This is a genomic window from Streptomyces sp. NPDC059649 (genome assembly GCF_042734445.1).
Taxonomy (GTDB): Bacteria; Actinomycetota; Actinomycetes; order Streptomycetales; family Streptomycetaceae; genus Streptomyces.
This window is the reverse complement of record NZ_JBHWDV010000034.1, coordinates 35,836-60,100: the sequence shown is the minus strand read 5'-3', so window position 1 is coordinate 60,100 and position 24,265 is coordinate 35,836. Positions and strand designations below refer to the sequence as shown.

General features: G+C 70.2%; 24 protein-coding genes. 3 read left to right on the top strand and 21 right to left on the bottom strand.

Features of this window, described 5'->3' with window-relative positions; translation table 11 throughout:
• The first annotated feature begins 10 nt into the window (after positions 1-10).
• Positions 11-583, top strand: a complete 573-nt coding sequence (locus ACFV1J_RS28480) for a cob(I)yrinic acid a,c-diamide adenosyltransferase (protein ID WP_360958857.1) — start codon at positions 11-13, stop codon at positions 581-583.
• A 127-nt stretch (positions 584-710) separates the two neighbouring features.
• On the opposite strand, the gene ACFV1J_RS28475 is transcribed toward ACFV1J_RS28480, so the two are convergent.
• Positions 711-1,304 carry a hypothetical protein gene (locus ACFV1J_RS28475; RefSeq protein ID WP_385862743.1) on the bottom strand — a complete coding sequence of 198 codons (594 nt, stop codon included), beginning with the start codon at positions 1,302-1,304 and terminating at the stop codon, positions 711-713.
• 172 nt (positions 1,305-1,476) lie between these two features.
• Here ACFV1J_RS28475 and ACFV1J_RS28470 point away from each other — a divergent pair, with 172 nt between their 5' ends.
• Entirely contained in the window at positions 1,477-2,715 is a 1,239-nt protein-coding gene (locus ACFV1J_RS28470; protein ID WP_385862741.1) for a sensor histidine kinase, read from the top strand.
• Entirely contained in the window at positions 2,712-3,401 is a 690-nt protein-coding gene (locus tag ACFV1J_RS28465; RefSeq protein ID WP_385862739.1) for a response regulator, read from the top strand. Before ACFV1J_RS28470 ends, ACFV1J_RS28465 begins: the two co-directional genes overlap by 4 nt.
• Before the next feature lie 228 nt (positions 3,402-3,629).
• Here ACFV1J_RS28465 and ACFV1J_RS28460 read toward each other — a convergent pair whose 3' ends face one another.
• The 20 genes from ACFV1J_RS28460 to thrB form a co-directional block, all read right to left on the bottom strand.
• Positions 3,630-4,073 carry a DUF2550 domain-containing protein gene (locus ACFV1J_RS28460; protein ID WP_030414133.1) on the bottom strand — a complete coding sequence of 148 codons (444 nt, stop codon included), beginning with the start codon at positions 4,071-4,073 and terminating at the stop codon, positions 3,630-3,632.
• A 142-nt stretch (positions 4,074-4,215) separates the two neighbouring features.
• Positions 4,216-4,599, bottom strand: a complete 384-nt coding sequence (locus tag ACFV1J_RS28455; protein WP_261955682.1) for a F0F1 ATP synthase subunit epsilon — start codon at positions 4,597-4,599, stop codon at positions 4,216-4,218.
• Between the two features lie 108 nt (positions 4,600-4,707).
• Positions 4,708-6,150 (bottom strand): F0F1 ATP synthase subunit beta, encoded by a 1,443-nt coding sequence (atpD, locus tag ACFV1J_RS28450; RefSeq protein ID WP_385862737.1) that lies wholly within the window; start codon positions 6,148-6,150, stop codon positions 4,708-4,710.
• A gap of 5 nt (positions 6,151-6,155) precedes the next feature.
• Positions 6,156-7,076: a F0F1 ATP synthase subunit gamma gene (locus tag ACFV1J_RS28445; RefSeq protein WP_385862735.1), complete on the bottom strand. Its 921-nt coding sequence runs from the start codon at positions 7,074-7,076 to the stop codon at positions 6,156-6,158.
• A 20-nt stretch (positions 7,077-7,096) separates the two neighbouring features.
• Complete coding sequence (atpA, locus tag ACFV1J_RS28440; RefSeq protein ID WP_385862733.1) at positions 7,097-8,689, bottom strand: F0F1 ATP synthase subunit alpha; 1,593 nt, start codon at positions 8,687-8,689, stop codon at positions 7,097-7,099.
• 211 nt (positions 8,690-8,900) lie between these two features.
• On the bottom strand, positions 8,901-9,716 hold the full coding sequence (locus tag ACFV1J_RS28435) for a F0F1 ATP synthase subunit delta (RefSeq protein WP_385862731.1): 816 nt from the start codon (positions 9,714-9,716) through the stop codon (positions 8,901-8,903).
• Complete coding sequence (locus ACFV1J_RS28430; RefSeq protein ID WP_385862729.1) at positions 9,713-10,279, bottom strand: F0F1 ATP synthase subunit B; 567 nt, start codon at positions 10,277-10,279, stop codon at positions 9,713-9,715. The genes ACFV1J_RS28435 and ACFV1J_RS28430 overlap by 4 nt, the downstream gene beginning before the upstream one ends.
• Positions 10,280-10,317: 38 nt before the next feature.
• On the bottom strand, positions 10,318-10,569 hold the full coding sequence (atpE, locus tag ACFV1J_RS28425; RefSeq protein ID WP_030414140.1) for an ATP synthase F0 subunit C: 252 nt from the start codon (positions 10,567-10,569) through the stop codon (positions 10,318-10,320).
• A 76-nt stretch (positions 10,570-10,645) separates the two neighbouring features.
• Positions 10,646-11,440 (bottom strand): F0F1 ATP synthase subunit A, encoded by a 795-nt coding sequence (gene atpB / locus ACFV1J_RS28420; RefSeq protein WP_385862800.1) that lies wholly within the window; start codon positions 11,438-11,440, stop codon positions 10,646-10,648.
• Positions 11,441-11,719: 279 nt separating this feature from the next.
• Positions 11,720-12,157 (bottom strand): hypothetical protein, encoded by a 438-nt coding sequence (locus ACFV1J_RS28415; protein WP_385862727.1) that lies wholly within the window; start codon positions 12,155-12,157, stop codon positions 11,720-11,722.
• Positions 12,158-12,445: 288 nt separating this feature from the next.
• Positions 12,446-13,765, bottom strand: a complete 1,320-nt coding sequence (locus ACFV1J_RS28410; protein WP_385862726.1) for an MraY family glycosyltransferase — start codon at positions 13,763-13,765, stop codon at positions 12,446-12,448.
• 111 nt (positions 13,766-13,876) lie between these two features.
• Positions 13,877-15,268, bottom strand: coding sequence for a serine hydroxymethyltransferase (gene glyA / locus ACFV1J_RS28405; RefSeq protein WP_385862724.1), 1,392 nt, complete (start codon positions 15,266-15,268; stop codon positions 13,877-13,879).
• Between the two features lie 130 nt (positions 15,269-15,398).
• A complete protein-coding gene (locus tag ACFV1J_RS28400) occupies positions 15,399-16,082 on the bottom strand; it encodes a protein-tyrosine-phosphatase (RefSeq protein ID WP_385862723.1) in 684 nt (227 codons plus the stop codon).
• A complete protein-coding gene (locus ACFV1J_RS28395) occupies positions 16,079-16,726 on the bottom strand; it encodes an L-threonylcarbamoyladenylate synthase (RefSeq protein ID WP_360957925.1) in 648 nt (215 codons plus the stop codon). The genes ACFV1J_RS28400 and ACFV1J_RS28395 overlap by 4 nt, the downstream gene beginning before the upstream one ends.
• A gap of 52 nt (positions 16,727-16,778) precedes the next feature.
• Positions 16,779-17,624, bottom strand: coding sequence for a peptide chain release factor N(5)-glutamine methyltransferase (gene prmC / locus ACFV1J_RS28390; RefSeq protein WP_385862720.1), 846 nt, complete (start codon positions 17,622-17,624; stop codon positions 16,779-16,781).
• Positions 17,625-17,660: 36 nt separating this feature from the next.
• Positions 17,661-18,740: a peptide chain release factor 1 gene (gene prfA / locus ACFV1J_RS28385; protein WP_385862718.1), complete on the bottom strand. Its 1,080-nt coding sequence runs from the start codon at positions 18,738-18,740 to the stop codon at positions 17,661-17,663.
• Between the two features lie 120 nt (positions 18,741-18,860).
• Positions 18,861-19,085, bottom strand: a complete 225-nt coding sequence (gene rpmE, locus ACFV1J_RS28380) for a 50S ribosomal protein L31 (RefSeq protein ID WP_385862715.1) — start codon at positions 19,083-19,085, stop codon at positions 18,861-18,863.
• Positions 19,086-19,258: 173 nt separating this feature from the next.
• Positions 19,259-20,386: an LCP family protein gene (locus tag ACFV1J_RS28375; RefSeq protein WP_385862712.1), complete on the bottom strand. Its 1,128-nt coding sequence runs from the start codon at positions 20,384-20,386 to the stop codon at positions 19,259-19,261.
• Between the two features lie 426 nt (positions 20,387-20,812).
• A complete protein-coding gene (gene rho, locus ACFV1J_RS28370) occupies positions 20,813-22,867 on the bottom strand; it encodes a transcription termination factor Rho (protein WP_385862710.1) in 2,055 nt (684 codons plus the stop codon).
• 375 nt (positions 22,868-23,242) lie between these two features.
• Entirely contained in the window at positions 23,243-24,160 is a 918-nt protein-coding gene (gene thrB / locus ACFV1J_RS28365) for a homoserine kinase (protein ID WP_385862708.1), read from the bottom strand.
• Positions 24,161-24,265: the final 105 nt, after the last annotated feature.

Genomic DNA, 24,265 nt, shown 5'->3' with positions numbered 1-24,265 from the left:
TCTCGCCCGTATGGTGAATCTGACGCGCATCTACACCCGCACCGGCGACAAGGGCACCACCGCCCTGGGCGACATGAGCCGTACCGCCAAGACCGATTCGCGGATCGCGGCCTATGCGGACGCCAATGAGGCGAATGCGGTGATCGGTACCGCCATCGCGCTGGGACAGCTCGACGCCGAGGTCGTCAAGGTCCTCACCCGCGTGCAGAACGACCTGTTCGACGTGGGTGCGGACCTGTCGACACCGGTGGCCGAGAACCCCGAATTCCCCCCGCTGCGCGTCGAGCAGAGCTATATCGACAAGCTGGAGGCCGACTGCGACCGCTTCCTGGCCGACCTCGACAAGCTGCGCAGCTTCATCCTCCCGGGCGGCACCCCCGGCGCGGCCCTGCTGCACCAGGCCTGCACGGTCGTCCGCCGCGCCGAACGCTCCACCTGGGCCGCGTTCGAGGAACACGGCGACACCATGAACCCCCTCACCGCCACCTACCTCAACCGCCTCTCCGACCTCCTCTTCATCCTGGCCCGCACGGCCAACAAGGAGATCGGCGACGTCCTGTGGGTCCCGGGCGGCGAACGCTGACCAGCGGGCGGCAGGCGCCCGACACCCGGCCGGCACACGCTGAAGCCCGCGGCGGCAGCCCGGCCGGGCGCTGCCGGGCCGGGCGCTGCTGGGCCGGGTGCTGCCGGGCCGGCCCCCGCGGCGCCCGTTAGCGGAGTGTCTTTTCCTGGGGGGTGGGTGCCGCTTCGGACCGGGTGGGGGCGGGGGCGGCGTCCCTCGGGGCCTTCTTCGGCCAGATGAGGTAGGTCACGGCGATCACGCCGTGGATCATCAGGATGCGCAGCGAGGTGCCCTGCCAGTCGCGCAGCGACGCGGTGTCGCCGTCCGTGCCGACGTACCAGATCGCCAGCTGCAGCAGCCCGAGCGCGACGGCCACCCACACGACCGTGCGCAGCCACAGCATCCCCTCGTGCTTCGCGCGGTCCATGCCGTAACGCTTCGGGGGCCGCGGGCCGCCCGCGAAGCGGTGGTAGAAGTGGCCGTCGACCCACTTGATCGTGTAGTGGCCGTAGGCGACCGTGTAGCCGATGTAGAGCGCCGCCAGCCCGTGTTTCCAGTCGGCGGAGGCGCCGTTCTTCAGGTCGATCGCCGTGACGATCAGCAGCACCAGCTCCAGCAGCGGTTCCATCAGGAGCACCGCCGCCCCGGTCCGCGGCATCCGTGCCAGGTAGCGCAGGGCCAGGCCCCCCGCCAGCAGCACCCAGAAGCCGACTTCGCAGGCGATGATCAGCGTGACGACCACGGCCGCCTCCTCTCAGGATCTTCCACCGAATACCCCAAGCCTCCCAGTGGCGCCCGCCCGAAACGTCGTCACCTGCGACGATCCCGCACTGCATCTTTCGATGTAGCGCGCGAAGCGCGGGGATGACCGCGACGTGGAGGCAGCGGACGCCGCCGCCGTGTTTGATGGAGGGGTGACCGCCAGCTCTCCCGCCGCCGTCGGCCGGCCGCACCGACTCGATGTGCTCATCGCGGGCGGCGGGCTGCTCGGCGGACTGCTGCTGTGGGCGATGGATCTGCACGGCGGACCGGCCCGGCTGGGACTGCCGCCCGCGCTCACCCTGCTCGCGCTCACCGCGATGTCCGGCGCGGAGCTGCTGCGCCGAACCGCCCCGTTGACGGCCCTGGGCATCGCGGTGCCCGCCCTGGCGCTGGACATCTGCGCCGGCACGCTCGTCGCCACCGTCCTGATGTTCACCGACGTCGTCTACGCGGCGGTGCTCTACGGCCCGGCGTCCGCGGCCCGCCGGATCCCGCTGTACTCGGTGCTGGGCACGGTCGTGGCGGCCGTCGCACTGACCGCGGCGTGGCAGAACCCGCAGGTCGTGATGGTCGTCATCGGCATCGCGGTGATCACCATCGCACCGGCCTGGACCGGCCTGATCATCCGTAACCACCGCGATGCCGCCGAGTCCGCCCGGCTGCGGGCCGAACAGACCGCGCTGCTGGCCGAGATGGACCGGACCCAGGCGGTGGCAGGCGAACGCGCGCGGATGGCCCGGGAACTCCACGACATGGTCGCCAACCACCTCTCCGCGATCGCGATCCACGCCACCGCCGCCCAGTCCATCGACGACCCGTCGGCGACCCAGGAGGCGCTCGGCGTCATCCGGGAGAACAGCGTGCAGGGTCTGTCCGAAATGCGCCGGCTGATCGGCCTGTTACGCGACCCGGAGGCCTCCGCCGAGTACGCCGAGGAGCCGGCCGCCACGCCCACCCTCGACGGGCTGGACGCGCTGATCGCCCAGGCCCGGACGAACGGCGCGAGCAGCGGGCTGACCTTCGTCCTGGACGACGCGCGCCGCCCGGACGGCAGCGGGCCCGGCCCGCGCACCGCCGCCCCGGTCGAGCTGGCCGTCTACCGGATCGTCCAGGAGTCCCTGACCAACGCGCTCAAGCACGCCGCGCCCGGCGAGGTCCGGGTGCGGATCGCCCACGACCGCGGCGGGGCGCTCACCGTCACCGTCCGCAGCCCGTTCGCCGACCGGCCCGGGCCCCGGGCTCCGGGGTCGGGCACCGGTCTGGTCGGGATGCGCGAGCGGACCGCCCTGCTGGGCGGGGCATTCGAGGCCGGCCCGGAGAGTGGGCCGGCCGGCAGAGTCTGGCTGGTGCGGGCAGCGCTGCCCGCGGCCGAGGAGGAAGAGCAACGATGACAGGCGCCGAAGCGCAGCCGATCCGGGTTCTCGTCGCCGAGGACCAGTCCGCAGTACGGGCCGGGCTGGTGCTCATCCTGCGCTCCGTCCCCGACATCGATGTCGTCGGGGAGGCGGAGGACGGCGAGGAGGCGGTCCGGCTGGCCCGGGAACTGCGCCCCGACCTGGTGCTGATGGACATTCAGATGCCGCGGCTGGACGGGGTCTCCGCCACCCGCCGGGTGGTCGCCGAGAAGCTGGCGGACGTCCTGGTGCTGACCACCTTCGACCTGGACGAGTACGTCTTCGGCGCGCTGCGGGCGGGCGCCGCCGGATTCCTGCTCAAGGACAGCGATGCGGGCGCGCTGCTGACCGCGGTGCGCACGGTGGCGTCCGGCGAGGGACTGATCGCGCCCGCGGTCACCCGCCGGCTGATCGCGGAATTCGCCAGTCCGCGTACCGCGGCGCGGGCCGCACGCGACGCGGACGCCCCCGATCCGTCGGTCCTGGACGCACTGACGCCACGCGAACGCGAAGTACTGGGCTGCCTGGGCCGCGGTCTCTCCAACGCCGACATCGCCTTACGCCTGGCGATGGCCGAGGCCACCGTCAAGACCCACGTCAGCCGCCTCCTGGCCAAACTCGACCTGCGCAGCCGGGTCCAAGCGGCGGTCCTGGCCCAGGAGTTGGGAGTCGACGGGCCGTAGGGAACGCCCTCCCCGGCCGTACGGGAATACCCTCCCCCACCCTCGCGTTGTGGCCCCGCAGGGGGCCCACGCGACCCTTACGGGATCCGTTCGCCCCTGCCCTAGGGGGAGCCCTAGGGAACCCGGCCCCCGCTCCGGTCAGACCCTCAAGCCTCAGACCTCAGACTCTCAAGCCTCAGGCCCTCAAGGCAGGGCCTCAAACCCTCAAACCACCAGGCCCTCAAGCCCTCAAGCCACGTTCACCCTCTGCCCAGGCGGGGCCGCCTCCAGCCACGCCAGGAAACCCGTGAGCGCGTCCTCGCTCATCGCCAGTTCCAGGCGGGTGCCGCGGTGCCGGCAGGCCAGCACGATGGAGTCGGAGAGCAGGGCGAGTTCCTCCTCACCCTGGGGGGTACGGCGCTCCAGCACCTCGATGGCGGAGCGCTCCAGCAGGCGGCGGGGCCGGGGCGCGTACGAGAAGACCCGGAACCACTCGATCCGGTCGCCGTTGTAGCGCGCCACGCCGTAGATCCAGCCCTTGCCGCTGGGCTCGTTCTCCGGCACGTTCCAGCGCAGACTGCAGTCGAAGGTGCCGCCGGACCGCTGGATGAGCCGCCGCCTCAGTCCGAAGACGAACAGCCCCAGCAGCACCAGTACCACGACCGCGCCGCTCACAAGCAGAGCGAGGACCATCTCCACCGACCTCCTCGCCTCGTTGGGTGCCCCCGGACGAAACCCGGGGGTGGGAAACGCACCTGCATTGCCTCAGCCGCGGGCCGCTCCGGAGAATTCCGGGCAGCCCGCGGCTGAGGATCGATCTCGTCGGTGACGGGGCTCAGTGAACGCCCGTCACCGCACGCAGCCGGACATCGGCGCGACGCTCGGCGGCCGCATCAGCGTCCGACTTCGCTCGCTCCAGGGCCCGCTCCGCGCGCTGGACATCGATCTCGTCCGACAGCTCGGCCACCTCTGCGAGCAGGGACAGCTTGTTGTCGGCGAACGAGATGAAGCCGCCGTGCACGGCGGCGACGACGGTGCCGTCCCCGCTCTCGCCGGTCGTACGAATCGTCACCGGGCCCGACTGCAGCACGCCGAGCAGCGGCTGGTGTCCGGGCATGACGCCGATGTCGCCCGACGAGGTGCGCGCGACGACCAGGCTGGCCTTGCCGGACCAGACCTGACGGTCGGCGGCGACCAACTCGACGTGCAGCTCAGCCACGATGGCTCCTCGGGTCTCCACCTGCCTGGTGTGGCAGATGTTGGGTCAAATACTAGTGGTCGTACGGACCGGGGGCGGCCAGGGCCGCCCCCGGGACCGGTACGGGGGTCAGGAGACGCCCAGCTCCTTGGCGTTGTTCTTCAGGTCCTCAAGACCACCGCACATGAAGAAGGCCTGCTCGGGGAAGTGGTCGTAGTCGCCGTCCGCGATCGCGTTGAACGCGGAGATCGACTCGTCCAGCGGCACGTCCGAACCGTCCACACCGGTGAACTGCTTCGCCACGTGGGTGTTCTGCGACAGGAACCGCTCGATACGACGGGCGCGGTGGACGGTGAGCTTGTCCTCCTCGCCGAGCTCGTCGATACCCAGAATCGCGATGATGTCCTGGAGGTCCTTGTACTTCTGCAGGATCGTCTTGACGCGCGAGGCGCACTCGTAGTGGTCCTGCGAGATGTAACGCGGGTCCAGGATCCGGGACGTCGAGTCCAGCGGGTCGACCGCCGGGTAGATGCCCTTCTCCGAGATCGGGCGGGAGAGGACCGTCGTCGCGTCGAGGTGCGCGAAGGTCGTCGCCGGCGCCGGGTCGGTCAGGTCGTCCGCGGGGACGTAGATCGCCTGCATCGAGGTGATCGAGTGACCGCGGGTCGAGGTGATGCGCTCCTGGAGGAGACCCATCTCGTCGGCCAGGTTCGGCTGGTAACCCACCGCGGAGGGCATCCGGCCGAGCAGGGTCGACACCTCGGAACCGGCCTGGGTGAAGCGGAAGATGTTGTCGATGAAGAACAGCACGTCCTGCTTCTGCACATCGCGGAAGTACTCCGCCATGGTCAGACCGGCCAGCGCGACACGGAGACGGGTGCCCGGCGGCTCGTCCATCTGACCGAAGACCAGGGCGGTCTTGTCGATGACGCCGGAGTCGGTCATCTCCTCGATGAGGTCGTTGCCCTCACGGGTGCGCTCGCCGACACCGGCGAACACCGACACACCGTCGTGGTTGTTGGCCACGCGGTAGATCATTTCCTGGATCAGAACGGTCTTGCCGACACCGGCACCACCGAACAGACCGATCTTGCCGCCCTTGACGTACGGGGTCAGCAGGTCGATGACCTTGACGCCGGTCTCGAACATCTCGGTCTTCGACTCGAGCTGGTCGAAGGACGGGGCCTTGCGGTGGATCGGCCAGCGCTCGGTGACCTCGGACTCGGCCTCCGGCTTGTTCAGGATCTCACCAAGGGTGTTGAACACCTTGCCCTTGGTGACGTCGCCGACCGGCACGGTGATGCCGTTGCCCGTGTTGGTCACCGCGGCCTGGCGGACCAGACCGTCGGTGGGCTGCATGGAGATCGCACGGACCAGGCCCTCGCCCAGGTGCTGGGCGACCTCGAGGGTCAGGATCTTCTTGGCACCGGCCTCGGCCGGGTCCGCGACCTCGACGGTCAGTGCGTTGTAGATGTCCGGCATCGCGTCGACGGGGAACTCCACGTCGACGACCGGGCCGATGACACGGGCGACGCGGCCCGTCGCCGCGGCCGTCTCAACAGTGGTGGTCATAGTTGTCAGTCACTCCCCGCGGTCGCGTCGGCCAGTGCGGCACTGCCACCGACGATCTCGCTGATTTCCTGGGTGATTTCGGCCTGGCGGGCCGCGTTGGCAAGCCGCGAGAGCGACTTGATGAGGTCTTCTGCGTTGTCGGTCGCCGACTTCATCGCGCGCCGGGTGGCGGCGTGCTTGGAGGCGGCGGCCTGCAGGAGCGCGTTGTAGATCCGCGACTCGACGTACCGCGGCAGCAGGGCGTCCAGGACGTCCTCGGCCGACGGCTCGAAATCGAACAGCGGAAGGATCTCGCCCTTGGACGACTCCGCCGACTCGGCGGCCGCCTTGTCCAGGGACAGCGGCAGCAGCCGGTCGTCGAGCGCCGTCTGCGTCATCATCGAGACGAACTCCGTGAAGACGATGTGGAGTTCATCCACGCCGCCCTCGGCGGTGTCCTTCTGCACGGCCTCGATCAGCGGTGCGGCGATCGTCTTGGCGTCCGCGTACGTCGGACTGTCGGTGAAGCCGGTCCACGAATCCACGACCTTGCGCTCGCGGAAGCTGTAGTACGACACACCCTTGCGCCCGACGATGTAGACGTCGACCTCTTTGCCCTCGGCCTTGAGCCGCTCGGTGAGCTGCTCCGCGGCCTTGATGACGTTGGAGGAGTAACCGCCGGCCAGACCGCGGTCGCTCGTGATGAGCAGCAGTGCGGCCCGGACCGGGGACTCCGCCTCGGTCGTCAGCGGGTGCTGGGTGTTCGAGCCGGTGGCAACCGCTGTCACCGCGCGGGTCAGTTCACTCGCGTACGGCGTCGACGCCGCCACCTGGCGCTGCGCCTTGACGACGCGCGAGGCGGCGATCATCTCCATCGCCTTGGTGATCTTCTTGGTCGCGGTGACGGAGCGGATGCGACGCTTGTAGACCCGGAGCGTGGCTCCCATGGATCAGGTCCCTTCCGTCGTCACTTGCTCGTGCCGGCCGTGGTGTCCTCGCCGAGCAGCTTGCCGTCCGAGGTCTCGAACTGCCGCTTGAAGCCGTCGACGGCCTCGGAGATCGCCCCGATGGTGTCGTCGGACATCTTGGCGCCCTCGCGGATGCTGGTCAGGAGGTCCTTCTTCTCCCGGCGCAGGTGGTCGAGGAGCTCCCGCTCGAAGCGGCGGATGTCCTCGACCGGGACGTCGTCCATCTTGCCGTTGGTGCCGGCCCAGATGGAGACGACCTGGTCCTCGACCGGGTACGGGTTGTACTGGCTCTGCTTGAGGAGCTCGGTCATGCGCTTACCGCGCTCCAGCTGCGCCTTGGAGGCCGCGTCCAGGTCGGAACCGAAGGCGGCGAACGCCTCCAGCTCGCGGTACTGGGCGAGGTCCACGCGGAGCCGGCCGGAGACCTGGCGCATGGCCTTGTGCTGGGCGGAACCACCGACGCGGGAGACGGAGATACCGACGTTCAGCGCCGGACGCTGGTTGGCGTTGAACAGGTCCGACTCCAGGAAGCACTGGCCGTCGGTGATGGAGATGACGTTGGTCGGGATGAACGCCGACACGTCGTTCGCCTTGGTCTCGACGATCGGGAGACCGGTCATCGAGCCGGCGCCCATGTCGTCGGAGAGCTTGGCGCAGCGCTCCAGCAGACGCGAGTGCAGGTAGAAGACGTCGCCCGGGTAGGCCTCGCGGCCCGGCGGACGGCGCAGGAGCAGGGACACGGCGCGGTAGGCGTCGGCCTGCTTCGAAAGGTCGTCGAAGATGATCAGGACGTGCTTGCCCTGGTACATCCAGTGCTGGCCGATGGCCGAGCCGGTGTAGGGCGCGAGGTACTTGAAGCCCGCCGGGTCGGACGCCGGGGCGGCGACGATGGTGGTGTACTCCAGGGCGCCGGCCTCCTCCAGCGCGCCGCGCACGGACGCGATGGTGGAGCCCTTCTGGCCGATGGCGACGTAGATGCAGCGGACCTGCTTCTTCGGGTCGCCCGAGCGCCAGTTGTCGCGCTGGTTGATGATCGTGTCGACGGCCAGGGCGGTCTTGCCGGTCTGGCGGTCACCGATGATCAGCTGACGCTGGCCGCGGCCGATCGGGACCATCGAGTCGACGGCCTTGTAGCCGGTCTCCATCGGCTCGTGCACCGACTTACGGACCATGACGCCCGGGGCCTGCAGCTCAAGGGCGCGGCGGCCGTCGGTCTCGATCTCGCCGAGGCCGTCGATCGGGTTGCCCAGCGGGTCGACGACGCGGCCGAGGTAGCCCTCGCCCACGGCGACCGAGAGCACCTCGCCGGTGCGCTGCACCGACTGGCCCTGCTCGATGCCGCTGAACTCACCGAGGATGACCGCACCGATCTCGCGCTCTTCCAGGTTCAGCGCAAGACCGAGCGTGCCGTCCTCGAACTTCAGCAGCTCGTTCGCCATCGCCGAGGGCAGTCCCTCGACGTGTGCGATGCCGTCACCGGCATCGCTAACCGTGCCGACCTCCTCGCGCGAGGCCGCGTCCGGCTTGTACGCCTGGACGAAGTTCTCCAGCGCGTCCCGGATCTCCTCCGGCCGGATCGTGAGCTCCGCCATCTGGGTTCCCTGCTCTCCTTGTTGGGCCCGAAGTTACTTGCGGGGTCTGGGGTTGTCCCCCAGGGGCTTTCCGCTTACGGCCCAACTCGGGCCGCCGTCATGCTTGTGCTGGTCCCCGGGGCTTCTTCCGGACCGCAGCCGGACCTCTCGGTCCGGCCGGCTGGTCCGGCGCCTGGCCGCCGGTTGTGCAGCTCTTGAGTTGGTGGCTGGGTCAGCCGGCCATCCGCCGGGTCGCCTCGTCGAGACGCTCGGCGATGGTCCCGTTGATGACCTCGTCGCCGATCCGTACCTGGACACCACCGAGGACCTCGGGGTCCACGTCGAGGTTCAGGTGGATCTGCCGTCCGTACAGCGCGGTCAGGGAGGCGCTCAGCCGCTCCCGCTGTCCATCGCTGAGGGGCACCGCGGAGGTGACCACCGCGACCATCCGGTCCCGGCGGTGCGCCGCCAGCTTGGAGAGGGCGTCGAGCCCCGCTTCCAGGCTACGGCCCCGCGGCTGTACGACAAGACGGATCACGACACGCTCGGTGACCGGGTTGGCCCGGCCGCCCAGCAGCGAACGCAGCAGCTCCGTCTTGGCCGACGCCGCCGCGTTCCGGTCGGTCAGCGCACGGCGCAGCTCGGGGTTGGCGCCGACGATCCGGCCGAACCGGAACAGCTCGTCCTCGACGTCGTCGAGGGCGCCGGCCCGCTGGGCGGCGACGAGGTCGGCGCTGTAGGCCAGCTCCTCGAGCGCGTCCGCCAGGTCACGCGAGCGCGACCAGCGAGAGCGGACCATGCCGGACACCAGGTCGACGGCCGGGCCGCCGATCCGGTTGCCGAGCAGCCGGCCGGCCAGTTCGGCCCGGGCCTCGCCGGCCTGCGCCGGGTCGGTCAGGACCCGACGCAGCGACACCTCGCGGTCGAGCAGAGCGGTGACGGCAGCCAGCTCCTCGGCGAGCTGCGCGGCGTCGACGGACGTGTTGTCCGTCAGCGCGTCGAGCTGCTCGCGTGCGGAGGCGAGTGCCTCGCGGCTCGCTCCGTTCATCGGCCGGCCTCAGCCTTCGTCGCGTCCGACGCCGCCTTGGCCTCGAGCTCGTCGAGGAAGCGGTCGATGGTCCGGCTCTGCCGGGCGTGGTCCTCGAGGGACTCGCCGACGAGCTTGCCGGCCAGGTCGGTGGCGAGCCTGCCCACGTCCTGGCGCAGCGTCTGCGCGGCCTGCTTGCGGTCCGCGTCGATCTGGGCGTGACCGGCAGCGATGATCTCCTCACGCTGCCGCTGGCCCTCGGCGCGCATCTCCGCGATGAGGGTCGCGCCCTGCTCCTGCGCCTCCTGGCGCAGGCGCGCGGCCTCGTGGCGGGCGTCGGCCAGCTGTGCCCGGTAGTCCGCGAGCACCTGCTGGGCCTCGGCCTGAAGCGCCTCGGCTTCTTCCATCCGGCCTTCGATCTGCTTCCGTCGCTCGTCCAGAACGTTGTTGATGTTCGGGAGGAGCTTCTTGGCGAGGATGCCGAAGACGATGAAGAAAGCGATCAGGCCGATGACCAGCTCTGGAATCGGCGGGATCAGGGGGTTCTCGGGAACCTCCGCCGCCATGGTGACCAGGGCGTTCACATCAGTGCCTTCCGTCTAATGGGTGTCGGGGGTTTCGTTTACTTGAAAACGAAGCCCATGACGATGCCGATGAGGGCGAGCGCCTCACAGAAGGCGAAACCCATGATCTGGTTGGTGCGGATCAGGCCGGCGGCCTCGGGCTGGCGGGCCAGGGCCTGGGTGCCGTTACCGAAGATGATGCCGACGCCGACGCCGGGGCCGATGGCCGCAAGGCCGTAGCCGATCGCGCTGGCGCTGCCGGTGAAGGCGGTCGCGGAGGCGAGGTTGACGGTCTCGAGAGCAGCGGACATGCCGTTACTTCCTTCTCATTTCACGGACCGGTGGGGGTTGGCCACCGGACAGCTGTTGGGCTGGGAGGCGGGGTGCTCAGTGGTGCTCGGCGAGCGCGCCCTGGACGTAGTTGCAGGCCAGGAGCACGAAGACGTACGCCTGGACGGCCTGGATGAAGAGCTCGAAGGCCGTCATCGCGAGGGTCATGAGGAACGACGCGCCGGCGTAGACGACGCCGATGCCGTTCAGCAGGTACCAGCTGGCGATGGTGAACATCAGGATCAGCAGGTGGCCCGCGAACATGTTCGCGAAGAGCCGGACCGCGTGCGTGAACGGCCGGATGATCATGTTCGAGAGGAACTCGATGACGACGATCAGCGGCAGGACCCAGCCGAGCGACTTGTCATAGCCGGTGATGTTCTTCAGGGCGCCGACGAAACCGTGCTTCTTGAAGGTCAGGAAGACCCACAGGATGTAGACGATCGCGGCGAGGCCCACCGGGAAGGCGATGACCGACGTGACCGGGAAGGCGGCGACCGGGATGATCGACCACAGGTTCATGATCCACACGAAGAAGAACAGCGAGACCATGAAGGGGACGTATTTGTCGCCCTCCTTCTTCCCGAGCGCGTCATAGACGAGTCCGCGGCGCACGAAGTCGTAGCCCGCCTCGCCGATCATCTGCAGCTTTCCGGGGACCACCTTCGCCTTGCCGAATGCGGCCCAGAAGAAACCGACAACGACGACCGTGCTGAGCAGCGCCAGCAGCATCGGCTTGTTGAACTCGTAGCCGCCGATCGTGAAGAGCGGCCGGAAGACGAAGTTATGAAGCCCGGGAGCATCAAAGCCGCACCCGGAAAAGATGTGGCAGTCGGTCTCGAAGGCGAGCATCGTTTCAGCACTCACCGCGAGCTCCTTCAGCGTGGCGCATGGGTACGGCAACCTCGTTGTGTCGGCGCGGCGTTGAGCCACGGAGCGGCACTGGACTGGTCTTACGGATTAGGGGGCGGCTGGCCGGCTCTGAGCCGGGCCGTATCGCAGGCATCGGCCGCGAGAACTTCCCGTTCCGTCCCGTAGGACTCGGGAGCTCAGCCGCCTGCGCCAACTGTGCCGCAGTTGGCACCGGACGATAGCAGGCCCGCATGAGGCCATTTATCTCGGCCCTACGTGTCACGTCGGCGACCCCGCCGTCTCCGCCTTCTTGCGCTCGGCGGAGTCGGGATCCACGTACAGAATCTTTGCCTTCATATGACCGCGGGTCTGCGCCGCGATCCATACGAGGGTGGCGCCGAGCAAGGTGAACGCAAATGCCTTGGTGTCGAACAGCGTTGTGTCCTTGAACGCGAGCAGGAACAGCAGCACGAACAGGATCTGCGTCGTGTAAAGCAGCAGCCCCATCATCTGGAACAGCTGCGGCAGGTTCTTCGCGGTTTTCTGCAGGACCACCAGGCCCGCGCCCATGACGAGCAGCACCAGCAGGGTGCCGACGACGGCGCCGATCGCTCCCTTCGCGCCGGCGACCACCGCGCTCACGGCAACGGCGATGACGCCGAGGGCGAGCGTGGGCACAGCGGCGTGAAGGAGTAGTCGGGCGTCATTCGACTGCATGGCGGCGCTCCGGCATGGGGTGGGGGTGTGTCGTCAGGGACGAGCGTAGACCCGGCCTGAGGCGGAACCTGCGGCCGGAGGGCCGTCGCACTACGGTCCTTCGGCTCTGTCGCCGGGTTTCGTGAACGGTATCACAAACTATTTGATGAGGTCTTTACCTGGTTCGTGTGGACCCTGTCACACCTGAGCGTGAACCTGCGCGTTGGTGCACTGACAGCCGGTTTTTTGTCTGGTATGGAGTCAACCGTCCCGGTTTCCGGTGCCCGTTCGAGCGATCCCGACCCGGGATCAGCGGTGACTGCCCGCCCGCCGCCGGTCCACGAAGCGTGACCGGTCGCCGATCGCGGTCGCTCCGTTGATCCCCGCCGGGACCGGCTCGGGCTCCTCCGCCGCCAGCCCGTCGACCGCTCCGTCGCCCGCCGGCGCCATCACCGTACGGACCACCCTGCGGTAGCGCGGCGGCACCATCCGCTCCGCCCAGCGCGGCGCCCGCGGCGTGAAGCGCGGCAGCAGGAGCAGCACCAGGCCCACCGCGCTGAGCAGCACGATGCCCAGCACGATCCACATGCTGGCGTTGTTCGCCGAGTAGGCCACCGCGCCGAACGCGATCAGCGCCGACCAGAAGTACATGATCAGCACCGCGCGGCTGTGCGAGTGGCCGATCTCCAGCAGCCGGTGGTGCAGGTGCCCGCGGTCGGCGGCGAACGGCGACTGGCCCTTCCAGGTGCGTCGCACGATGGCCAGGATCAGGTCGGCGACCGGCACCGCGATGACGGTCAGCGGCAGCAGCAGCGGGATGTAGACCGGCACCATCGCGTGGGTGGCCTCGCGCAGACCGCCCGCCTTCTGGTTGAGCAGGTCCGGGTCGACCTGTCCGGTCACCGACACCGCACCGGCCGCCATCACCAGGCCGATCAGCATCGACCCGGAGTCGCCCATGAAGATCCGCGCCGGGTGCATGTTGTGCGGCAGGAAGCCCAGGCACATGCCCATCAGGACGACCGAGAACAGCGTTGCGGGCGCGGCCGCCTCGATGCCGTAGCCGAACCACATCCGGTACGCGTACATGAAGAACGCCGCGGCGGCGATGCACACCATGCCGGAGGCCAGTCCGTCCAGGCCGTCGACGAAGTTCACCGCGTTGATGGTGATCACGACCAGCGCGACGGTCAGCAGTGTGCCCTGCATCGGCGTGAGCGAGACCGTGCCGACGCCCGGGATCGGGATCCACAGGATCGTCAGGCCCTGCAGCACCATGACGCCCGCGGCGATCATCTGGCCGCCCAGCTTGACCAGCGCGTCCACGCCCCACTTGTCGTCGAGCACGCCGAGGATCCAGATCAGCGCGGCGCCCGACAGCAGCGCCCGCGGCTCGTCGGAGTTCTCGAAGACGCTCTTGAGGTTGGTCAGGTGCGAGGCGACCAGCAGACCGGCGCACAGCCCGCCGAACATGGCGATGCCGCCGAGCCGCGGTGTCGGCTCGCGGTGCACATCACGCGCGCGGATCTCCGGCATCGCGCCGGCCGCGATCGCGAACTTCCGCACCGGCCCGGTCAGCAGATAGGTGATCGCGGCCGTGACGCACAGCGTCAGCAGGTATTCACGCACGGGCTGCCCCAGAGATATAGCTGGCCATCACAGCCCCACACCCTATGCGGGTCCGCCCCCTGGCCGTGAATACAGGAGAAGACGCCTGGTGTCAGCGCGCGGTTCCGGCCGTCATCCGTGTTCGGGATAAGGCGGAAAGCGGTGGACCAAAGCGACAGTCTCCCGGCGGGCCGTGCCATCCTCCCGCAACGCCGCCGCGATCAGCGCCGCGACCTGCGTCATCTCCGCCTCGGTCATCCCCTGCGTGGTGGTCGCGGCGGTGCCCAGCCGCAGCCCCGTACGGCGGGCCGAGGCGCCCGGTGCGCAGGGCAGGGCGCAGGTGTCCAGCACGATCCCGGCGGCCGCCAGCCGGCCCCGGGCGGTCCGTGCGTCCAGGCCCAGCGGCGTGGGGTCGGCGGTGATCAGATGGGTGTCGGTGCCCCCGGTGGTGATCGTCAGTCCCTGGTCCGCGAGCGCCGCGGCGAGCGCCCGGGCATTGGCGACGACCTGCCGGACGTAGGCGCCGAAGGCGGGGGCGGCGGCCTCCGCGAAGGCGACGGCCTTGGCGGCGACCGCGTTCATCTGGGCACCCCCCTGGGTGAAGGGGAACACCGCACGGTCGATCCGCTCGGCCAGTTTTGCGCCGCACAGCAGCATCCCGCCGCGCGGCCCGCGCAGCACCTTGTGGGTGGTGCCGCACACCACATGCGCGTACGGCACGGGGCTCGGCGCCACTCCCCCGGCGATCAGGCCCATCGGGTGCGCGACGTCCGCGATGAGGTACGCGCCGGTCTCGTCGGCGATGTCACGGAAGGCGGCGTAGTCGAGGTGCCGGGGGTAGGAGATCGAACCGCAGACGATCGCCTTGGGGCGGCGGGCCCGGGCCAGCTCGCGGATCGCGTCGTAGTCCAGCAGTCCGGTCTCCTCGTCGACGCCGTAGCCCACGAAGTCGAACCAGCGGCCGGAGAAGTTGGCGGGCGATCCGTGGGTGAGGTGTCCGCCGTGCGGCAGGGACATGGCCAGGACGGTGTCCCCGGGGCGCAGCAGGGCGGCGTAGGCGGCCAGAACGGCCGAAGACCCGGAGTGGGCCTGGACGTTGGCGTGTTCGGCGCCGAAAAGGGCCTTGGCGCGCTCCACGGCGATCCGCTCGGCGAGGTCGACGATTTCGCAGCCGCCGTGGTGCCGCGCGCCCGGATATCCCTCGGCGTACTTGTTGCCCAGAGGGGAGCCGAGGGCCGCCAGGACGGCCGGCGAGGTGAAGTTCTCCGCGGCGATGAGCTGCAGCCCGTCGCTCTGCCGGGCGCTCTCGCCGAGGAGGACGCCGGCGATCTCCGGGTCCTGCCGCAGCAGCGCCCCGAAGTCCGGGGTCCCGGCGGGGTGTGTGACCCCCTCGCGGGCGGCGGCCCGGGCCCGGTCCTCGAGCGTCTCGTCGGCGGTGTCGGCAGCGGCCTCGCCGCCGGTCTCGGCGGCCGGGGCGTGCTCGGCCGGGGTCTCGCTGCGGGGTGACGCGGTGGTGGCGGGCATGGCGTGCTCCGGGCCTCGTCGGGACGTAGTCCCAATGTAGGCGCGGCGGCCCGATCGGGCGCGGCGTGCGGGCCGCCCGGGGGCGCGGCCGGCCCGGTGGCCCGCCACGGCCCGTCGGCGCGGCGCCGGGTCAGGCCCGCGCGGGCAGTCCGGTGAGGGCGGTGACGACCGGGTCGAGGGCCTGGTTGATCTCGTCGCCGATGGAGCGGAAGAAGGTGATGGGGGCGCCGTAGGGGTCGTAGACCTCGTCGGACTCCGGGTTGGGTGCGAGCAGCCAGCCGCGCAGCGCGGCGGCCGCACCGACCAGGGCCCGGGCCCGCTCGACGAGCCCGCCGTCCGGCAGGGCCGGGTCCGGTTCGGGCAGCGTGGCGGGGTCTATGGCCCGCACCAGCCGGTTGAACTCCTTGAGGGTGAAGGTGCGCAGCCCCGCGGAGTGGCCCATCGAGATGACCTGCGCGCGGTGGTCGCGGGTCGCGGTCAGGACCAGGTCGGCGCGGATGACGTGCTCGTCGAGGAGTTCCCGGCCGATGAAGCCGGCCGGGTCCGCGCCGTAGTCCGTCAGCACCGTGGCCGCGTGCGCCTCCATCGGGGCGCCCTCGTGGCCCCAGGTGCCGGCGCTCTCCACGATCAGCCCGCCGCAGTGGGCGCCGCCGAGCCGCCGTTCCAGGGCATGGCGGTGCAGCCGCTCGGTGATGGGCGAGCGGCAGACGTTGCCGGTGCTGACGTGGAGGATCCGGAAAAGGGGCGGAGAAGGTACCGGGGGGTCGGTGTCGTCGCCTGGTCCCGCTATGCCACGCCCCAGGGGCGCCATCAATTGGCCACCTTGAGCTCGGGTACCACCTTGCGCAGCTCGTCGGCGCTGAGCGCGCCCTCACGCAGCAGCACCGGGACCTTGCCGGTGACGTCGACGATCGAGGACGGCACGGCGGCGGGCGTCGGGCCGCCGTCGAGGTAGACGGAGACCGCGTCGCCCAGCATCTGCTGTGCGGCGTCGCAGTCCTGCGGGGAGGGGTGGCCGGTCAGGTTGGCGCTGGAGACGGCCATCGGGCCGACGTCGGTCAGCAGCTCGATCGCGACCGGGTGCAGCGGCATACGGACCGCGACCGTGCCGCGGGTCTCGCCGAGGTCCCAGGTCAGCGACGGCTGGTGCCGGGCGACGAGGGTGAGCGCGCCGGGCCAGAAGGCGTCGACGAGCTCCCAGGCCAGCTCGGAGAAGTCGGTGACCAGGCCGTGCAGGGTGTTGGGCGAGCCGACGAGAACCGGGGAGGGCATGCCGCGGCCGCGGCCCTTGGCCTCCAGCAGGTCGCCGACGGCCTCGGCGCTGAAGGCGTCCGCGCCGATGCCGTAGACGGTGTCGGTCGGCAGCACGACCAGCTCACCGCGGCGGACGGCCGAGGCGGCCTCACGCAGACCGGTCGCGCGGTCGGTCGCGTCGCTGCAGTCGTATCGCCGTGCCATCAGCGGTCCTCCTGGTGCCGAACGGTTGGGGGGTTCATCGGGGCGGTGGGCGTCATGGCATCGCCCGGCGCGCGGTGGCGAAACGGGGCCTGTTGTTGAGGTCGGGGTGGTCGGCCGCGTCCGCCCACCCCTTCTCCTCGGTGAAGATCCACGGGACCTGGCCGCCCTGGGTGTCCGCGTGCTCGATGACGACCACGCCGCCGGGCCGCAGCAGGCGGTGTGCGGTCCGCTCGATGCCGCGGATGGTGTCCAGGCCGTCCTCGCCCGAGAACAGCGCGAGTTCGGGGTCGTGGTCGCGGGCCTCGGGTGCGACGTACTCCCACTCGGTCAGCGGGATGTACGGCGGGTTGGAGACGACCAGGTCGACCTGGCCGTCCAGTTCGGGAAGCGCGGTCAGCGCGTCGCCGTGATGGAGAACGACGCGGGACCCCTCGACGTTCTTGCTGGCGTACGCCAGGGCCTCCTCGGACAGCTCCACGGCGTGCACCCGGGAGCGCGGCACCTCCTGCGCCAGGGCGAGTGCGATCGCCCCGGAGCCGGTGCACAGGTCGACGATGAGGGGCTCGACGACGTCCATGGCTCGCACCGCGTCTATCGCCCAGCCGACCACCGACTCGGTCTCCGGGCGGGGCACGAACACCCCTGGCCCGACGTGGAGTTCGAGGTAGCGGAAGAAGGCCCGGCCGGTGATGTGCTGGAGCGGCTCACGGGCCTCGCGGCGGGCGACGGCCTCCCAGTAGCGGGCGTCGAAGTCCGCGTCGGGGACCGTGTGCAGCTGGCTCCGCTTGACGCCGTGCACATGCGCGGCGAGCTCCTCGGCGTCGAAGCGGGGTGAGGGCACGCCGGCATCGGCCAGCCGCTGGGTGGCCTGGGCCACCTCGGCGAGCAGCAGGTTCACGGGGGTCCTCCAGCCGTGCGGACGGGTCGTGCGGGCTTACTGGGCGGCGGCGAGCTTGGCGGCCGAATCGGCGTCCACGCACGCCTGGATGACCGGGTCGAGCTCGCCGTCGAGCACCTGGTCCAAGTTGTACGCCTTGAAGCCGACGCGGTGGTCCGAAATGCGGTTTTCGGGGAAGTTGTACGTGCGGATGCGCTCGGAGCGGTCGACCGTGCGGACCTGGCTGCGCCGGGCGTCCGAGGCCTCCCGCTCGGCCTCCTCCTGGGCGGCGGCCAGCAGCCGGGAGCGCAGGATGCGCATCGCCTGCTCCTTGTTCTGGAGCTGGCTCTTCTCGTTCTGGCAGGAGACGACGATGCCGGTGGGCAGGTGGGTGATGCGCACCGCGGAGTCGGTGGTGTTGACGGACTGGCCGCCGGGCCCGGACGAGCGGTAGACGTCGATCCGCAGGTCGTTGGCGAGGATCTCGACCTCGACCTCCTCGGCCTCGGGCGTGACCAGCACACCGGCGGCGGAGGTGTGGATCCGGCCCTGCGACTCGGTCGCGGGCACGCGCTGGACGCGGTGCACCCCGCCCTCGTACTTCAGCCGCGCCCAGACGCCCTGGCCGGGCTCGACCGCGCCGTTGCCGCCCTTGGTCTTCACGGCGACCTGGACGTCCTTGTAGCCGCCGAGGTCGGACTCGTTGGCGTCGAGGATCTCGGTCTTCCAGCCGACCCGCTCGGCGTAGCGCAGGTACATCCGCAGCAGGTCGCCGGCGAACAGCGCGGACTCCTCGCCGCCCTCGCCGGCCTTGACCTCGAGGATGACGTCCTTGTCGTCGCTGGGGTCGCGCGGGACGAGCAGCAGCCGCAGCTTCTCGGTCAGCTCCTCGCGGCGGGCGTCGAGCTCCTTGACCTCGTCGGCGAAGTCCGGGTCGTCCGCGGCCAGTTCGCGCGCGGTCTCGATGTCCTCGCCGGTCCGCTTCCACTCGCGGTACGTCGCGATGATCGGGGTCAGCTCGGCGTAGCGCTTGTTGAGCCGCATGGCTTCGCGCTGGTCGGCGTGGACCGCGGGGTCGGCCAGCCGCTTTTCGAGATCGGCGTGCTCACCGATCAGTTCTTCGACCGCCTCGAACATCGTGGGGTTCCTCTGCTGGCTGGCTGACTGTCTCTACCCGGGGGCCGTCCCCCGCCAAAAAAGGCGCCGGTCCGGCCACCCCTGGACAGGGGCGACCGGAGACCGGCGCCTTGTGGGTCGCTACTTCTTGGCGGCCGCGGCGTTCTTGCCGAAGCGGGCCTCGAAGCGGGCCACACGACCGCCCGTGTCCAGGATCTTCTGCTTACCGGTGTAGAACGGGTGGCACTCGGAGCAGATGTCGGCACGGATGCTGCCGCCGGCGACGGTGCTACGGGTGGTGAAGGACGCGCCACAGGTGCAGCTGACCTGGGTCTCGACGTACTCCGGGTGGATGTCGCGCTTCAAGGGATTCTCCTAGGTTCGGGAGTGCACCGGGTCGTGTCGCGGATTGCGTCACGTGAACCGGGGCCGACGGTCCAGTCTGCCAGGACTAGCCGTATCTCCCAAAACCGGGGTACGTGCGCAACTATTCCCCGCCCGGTTCCGGGGCGCGCGGGGCCCCGGAACCGCCTACCGCGCTACTTGACGTAGTTGCTCGTGCCGCCCTGGTCACCGGCCGAGCCCTTGAGCGCGGACTTCGGGATGTCCCGGTCGTCGCGCAGCGCGTCCCAGACCTGCTTGCCCTTCCGGGTCAGCGGTACGACGCGGTCGGGGTTGGCGGTGTCGTACGTCACCGGCAGCGTCACCATGTCGATGTTCTCCGACCCGATGGAGCCCAGGCTCTTGGCCAGGCCGGTCAGTTCGCTGACCGAGTTCAGGTCGGTGTCGGTGGTGATGGCCTTGGTGGCCGTGTCGGCGATGTCGTAGAGCTTGGTGGGGTTGGTCAGCACGCCGACGTTCTTGACCTGGTTCATCAGGGCCTTGAGGAACGTCTGCTGGAGCTGGATGCGGCCCAGGTCGCTGCCGTCGCCGCCGGGCACGCCGTGCCGGGTGCGGACCAGGCCGAGGGACTGCTCGCCGTCGAGGGTGTGGTGGCCCGCCTGCAGGTGCAGGTGGCTGTTGCGGTCGTCGATCGCCTTGGTGGTGGTGATGTCCACCCCGCCCAGCGCGTCGATGAGCTTCTTGAAGCCGCTGAAGTCGACCTCGATGAAGTGGTCCATCCGGATCCCGCTGATCGACTCGACGGTTTTGACGGCGCACGCCGGGCCGCCGACCTCGAAGGCGGTGTTGAACATCGCCCGCCGCTCACCGGGGACGTTCTTGCCGTCCTTGGTGGTGCAGTCGGGCCGGCTGATCAGGGTGTCCCGGGGGATGCTGACGACGCTGGCCTTCTTGTGACCCTTGAAGACGTGGACGACCATCGCGGTGTCCGACCGCGCGCCGCCCTCGTCCTTGCCGTACTCGCCGTTCTTGCCGGCCCGCGAGTCGGAGCCCATCACGAGGATGTCCATCGAGCCGTCGTCGACGTTCTGGGGCCGGTCGTGGCCGAGGGCGGCGTTGATGTCGACGCCCTTCAGATTGCCGTTGAGCTTGAAGTAGACGTAGCCGAGCCCGGCACCACCGAGCAGTACGACGCTGACCAGCGCGCACAGCGTGATGGTCAGGGCCCGGCGGCGCCCGGTCGGGCCCTTGCGCCGGCGGCCCGTGGCACGTATGCCGCGGGCACGGCTTTCGGCCGTCTTCACGGTCCCGCTGCTGTCCGCCATCTGCTCCTCAGTCCTTGTCGCGTCGCTACCCCTCGCCGTCCCCGTGCTGCTCGCTGTCACGGCGCGTTGCGCCTTGTCAGACGGGAGGCTGACGGGAAGGGTTGCACAGCGGGTGATGAGGGGATTCTTAGAAATCTCCGCGGGCCGCGCCCGGCGGTGCGCCGGCTCCGCCGTCCTCACCTGCTCTTTCGTCCCGGTTTCCGTCCTGGCCGGAACGTTGCCTCCGGCGGCGATCTGTGCGGAACGTCTCAGATCGGGCGCTTCGCCGGCTCCCCGCGCGCGACCCGGGTCACAGATCACCGGCCGCGCCGCCGGCCCGGGCGCGGCCCGTACGGGACGCCGTACGGGCCACCCAGCACGACGCCCCCCTCACCCGTAAGGGCGAGGGGGGCGTCGGGCGGACGGCGCCGGAGCGCTCCGGGGGCGTCAGTCGTTGCCGTTGCCCGCGGTCGGCGTCGTCTTCTGGATCTGCAGCAGGAACTCCGCGTTGGACTTGGTCTGCTTCATCTTGTCCAGCAGCAGCTCGATGGCCTGCTGCTGGTCCAGGGCGTGCAGCACCCGGCGGAGCTTCCAGACGATGGCCAGCTCGTCGCTGCCCATCAGGATCTCTTCCTTACGGGTGCCGGACGCGTCCACGTCCACCGCCGGGAAGATGCGCTTGTCGGCGAGCTTCCGGTCGAGCTTGAGCTCCATGTTGCCGGTGCCCTTGAACTCCTCGAAGATCACCTCGTCCATCCGCGAGCCGGTCTCGACCAGCGCGGTGGCCAGGATGGTCAGCGAGCCGCCGTCCTCGATGTTGCGCGCCGCACCGAAGAACTTCTTCGGCGGGTAGAGGGCGGTGGAGTCGACACCACCGGACAGGATGCGGCCCGACGCGGGAGCCGAGAGGTTGTACGCCCGGCCCAGACGGGTGATCGAGTCCAGCAGGACGACGACGTCGTGGCCCAGCTCCACCAGACGCTTGGCCCGCTCGATGGCGAGCTCGGCGACGGTGGTGTGGTCCTCGGCCGGACGGTCGAAGGTCGAGGAGATGACCTCGCCCTTGACCGACCGCTGCATGTCGGTGACCTCTTCGGGACGCTCGTCGACGAGGACGACCATCAGGTGGCACTCGGGGTTGTTGCGGGTGATCGCGTTGGCGATGGCCTGCATGATCATGGTCTTGCCGGCCTTCGGCGGCGACACGATCAGACCGCGCTGGCCCTTGCCGATCGGCGCGACCAGGTCGATGATCCGGGTCGTCAGCGCACCGGACTCGCCCTCCAGGCGCAGCCGTTCCTGCGGGTAAAGGGGCGTCAGCTTGCCGAAGTCCGGCCGCCCGCGGCCCTGTTCGGGCGCCATGCTGTTGACGGTGTCGAGCCGCACCAGCGCGTTGAACTTCTCGCGCCGCTCGCCGTCCTTGGGCTGCCGGACCGCGCCGGTGACGTGGTCACCCTTGCGCAGGCCGTTCTTGCGGACCTGGGCGAGCGAGACGTAGACGTCGTTCGGACCGGGGAGGTAGCCGGAGGTCCGGATGAACGCGTAGTTGTCGAGGATGTCGAGGATGCCCGCGACCGGGATCAGGACGTCGTCCTCGGCGATCTGCGGCTCGTTGCCGAACTCCTCGCGGCCACCGCGGCGGCCCCGGCGGTCGCGGTAGCGGCCGCGACGGCCGCGCCGGCCGCCCTCGAAGTCGTCGTCGTCGTCCCGGCGGTCCCGGTCGCGCTCCCGGCCCTGGCCCTGGCCCTGGCGCTGGCCGCCGTCACCGGCGTCGCCCTTGCGGCGGTCACCGCGGTCACCGCGGTCACCGCGGTCGCGCTGGCGGCGGTCGCCCCGGTCGCCCTTCTGGCCCCGGTCCTGGCGGTCACCGCGCTCCTGGCGCTCGCCGCCCTTGGCGGGCCGGCCCTCGCCGGTCTCCTGCGGGGCGGTGGCGGTGTCGGTGCGCGCCTCGGTCTTGGTGTCGGTCTTCGCCTCGACCTTGGTGTCGGTCTTGAGGTCGCCCGCCGGCTCGGGGGCGCCCGCGGCGGCGGTGGCCCGGCGGCGGCGCCGCTCACCGGCCGGCTGCTCGTCGCTGACCGGCTGGCCGGGGATGTCGATCTGCTGCTGGGCGCCGGCCTTGTCCGCCTTGTCCTTGGCGGTGCGCTCGGTCTTGTCGGCCTTGGCGGCCGGCTCGGCTGCCTCCTCGCCGGTGCGGGCCTTGGAGGTCGTACGGCGCTTGGGCTTGGCCTCGGTGTCGGTGGACGTGTCGGCCTTGGCCGCCGTCCCCGAGCCTCCGGCCTGGCGCTCCTTGATGACCTCGATCAGCTGGCTCTTGCGCATCCGCGCGGTGCCCTTGATACCGAGGCCGGAGGCCACCTGCTGCAGCTCGGCCAGGACCATGCCCTCAAGGCCGGTGCCGGTACGGCGGCGCCGGGTGGTGGCAGGCGCGGCGGGAGCGTCCGTGGCGGGCGTGGTGGCACTGCCATCGGTGCGCGCGCCCATCAGATCGGTGGTGTCGCTCACGAAGGGTCCTTCCCTGGAGCGGGCGTCGGCCTGTCTGGCTCGGCGACCGGTTGTGCTGTCCGGCTGGGTCCTCAGGTCTCGCGGACCGGGCCGGGGCGGTGGTCCCGCCGGAAGTGGCGGAGAGATCAGTTCATGATTCCGGCGCGAAGAGATGCACAGTGACTCATGTCGTCACGCCGATTCCGGAGCATGCTCGCTACTGCTTCAGGCAACTGCTCCAAGCAGTTTGGGAGGCTCCCGGAAGAAAGGTGGTCCCGATGGGGGACACGAAGCACAGCGCCACTGCGGCGGCTCGTACTCACTTGAGGTTAACACTACCGGATCCAACAAACATTCCCCCTCTCAATGACCGGCAATCGTTGATCACCCGCGTGATCACCCGGCGAGCGGCAGTACACAGGCCCCTGCCGCGTCGAGGGTCAGCCGGTTCGCCGCCCACCCCTCTCCCGCCAGTGCCGCGACCTTCTCGGCCGCCGCGTCATCGACCAGTGCGAGCACCGTCGGGCCCGCACCGGACACGACTGCGGGGACGCCGTCCGCGCGCAGTCGGTTCACCAGGGCCACGCTCTCCGGCATCGCCGGGGCGCGGTACTCCTGGTGAAGTCGGTCCTCGGTCGCGGCGAGCAGCAGCTCGGGGCGCCTGGTCAGGGCCTCGACGAGCAGTGCGGCGCGACCGGCGTTGGCCGCGGCGTCCACGTGCGGGACGGTGCGCGGCAGCAGTCCGCGGGCGGTTTCGGTGAGCACCGGCTTCCCGGGCACGAAGACCACCGGAACGATGGAATCGGCCGGATCCATCCGGATCGCCCGTGCGGTGCCGGTGTCCATCCAGGCGAGAGTGAAGCCGCCGAGCAGACAGGCGGCGACGTTGTCGGGGTGGCCCTCGATCTCGGTGGCCAGCTCCAGCAGCGCGATGTCGTCGAGCTTCTGCTCGCCGCCTATCGTCACGGCGCGGGCGGCGACGATGCCGGCGCAGATGGCGGCCGACGAGGAGCCCAGGCCGCGGCCGTGCGGGATGCGGTTGGCGCAGACGATTTCCAGGCCGCGCGGCTGTCCGCCGAGCAGCTCGAAGGCGGTACGCATCGACCGGACGAGCAGGTGGCTCTCGTCACGCGGCAGGGTGTCGGCGCCCTCACCTGCGATGTCGATATGCAGCCCGGAGTCGGCGACGCGCACCACGACATCGTCGTACAGGCCCAGGGAAAGACCCAGGGCATCGAAGCCGGGACCGAGATTGGCGCTGGTAGCGGGGGTGCGCACCCGGACGGCGGCGGCGCGGAACGCGGGACCGGCCATCGCTCGATGACTCTCCTTGATTGATGCTGCGGTACTGACCCGGAGCGCCGCGGCACCGAGGTGCCCGGCCGGCTCGCGGGGTCTGTTCTGACCTGCCCTGAACAC

Coding starts and splice junctions, on each gene's coding strand:
- ACFV1J_RS28480 (WP_360958857.1), top strand. CDS start 11: ATGGTGAATCTGACGCGCATCTACACCCGCACCGGCGACAAGGGCACC.
- ACFV1J_RS28465 (WP_385862739.1), top strand. CDS start 2,712: ATGACAGGCGCCGAAGCGCAGCCGATCCGGGTTCTCGTCGCCGAGGAC.
- ACFV1J_RS28460 (WP_030414133.1), bottom strand. CDS start 4,073: ATGGTCCTCGCTCTGCTTGTGAGCGGCGCGGTCGTGGTACTGGTGCTG.
- atpD (WP_385862737.1), bottom strand. CDS start 6,150: ATGACCACCACTGTTGAGACGGCCGCGGCGACGGGCCGCGTCGCCCGT.
- ACFV1J_RS28445 (WP_385862735.1), bottom strand. CDS start 7,076: ATGGGAGCCACGCTCCGGGTCTACAAGCGTCGCATCCGCTCCGTCACC.
- atpA (WP_385862733.1), bottom strand. CDS start 8,689: ATGGCGGAGCTCACGATCCGGCCGGAGGAGATCCGGGACGCGCTGGAG.
- ACFV1J_RS28435 (WP_385862731.1), bottom strand. CDS start 9,716: ATGAACGGAGCGAGCCGCGAGGCACTCGCCTCCGCACGCGAGCAGCTC.
- atpE (WP_030414140.1), bottom strand. CDS start 10,569: ATGTCCGCTGCTCTCGAGACCGTCAACCTCGCCTCCGCGACCGCCTTC.
- atpB (WP_385862800.1), bottom strand. CDS start 11,440: ATGCTCGCCTTCGAGACCGACTGCCACATCTTTTCCGGGTGCGGCTTT.
- ACFV1J_RS28415 (WP_385862727.1), bottom strand. CDS start 12,157: ATGCAGTCGAATGACGCCCGACTACTCCTTCACGCCGCTGTGCCCACG.
- glyA (WP_385862724.1), bottom strand. CDS start 15,268: ATGCCCGCCACCACCGCGTCACCCCGCAGCGAGACCCCGGCCGAGCAC.
- ACFV1J_RS28395 (WP_360957925.1), bottom strand. CDS start 16,726: ATGGCACGGCGATACGACTGCAGCGACGCGACCGACCGCGCGACCGGT.
- prfA (WP_385862718.1), bottom strand. CDS start 18,740: ATGTTCGAGGCGGTCGAAGAACTGATCGGTGAGCACGCCGATCTCGAA.
- ACFV1J_RS28375 (WP_385862712.1), bottom strand. CDS start 20,386: ATGGCGGACAGCAGCGGGACCGTGAAGACGGCCGAAAGCCGTGCCCGC.
- thrB (WP_385862708.1), bottom strand. CDS start 24,160: ATGGCCGGTCCCGCGTTCCGCGCCGCCGCCGTCCGGGTGCGCACCCCC.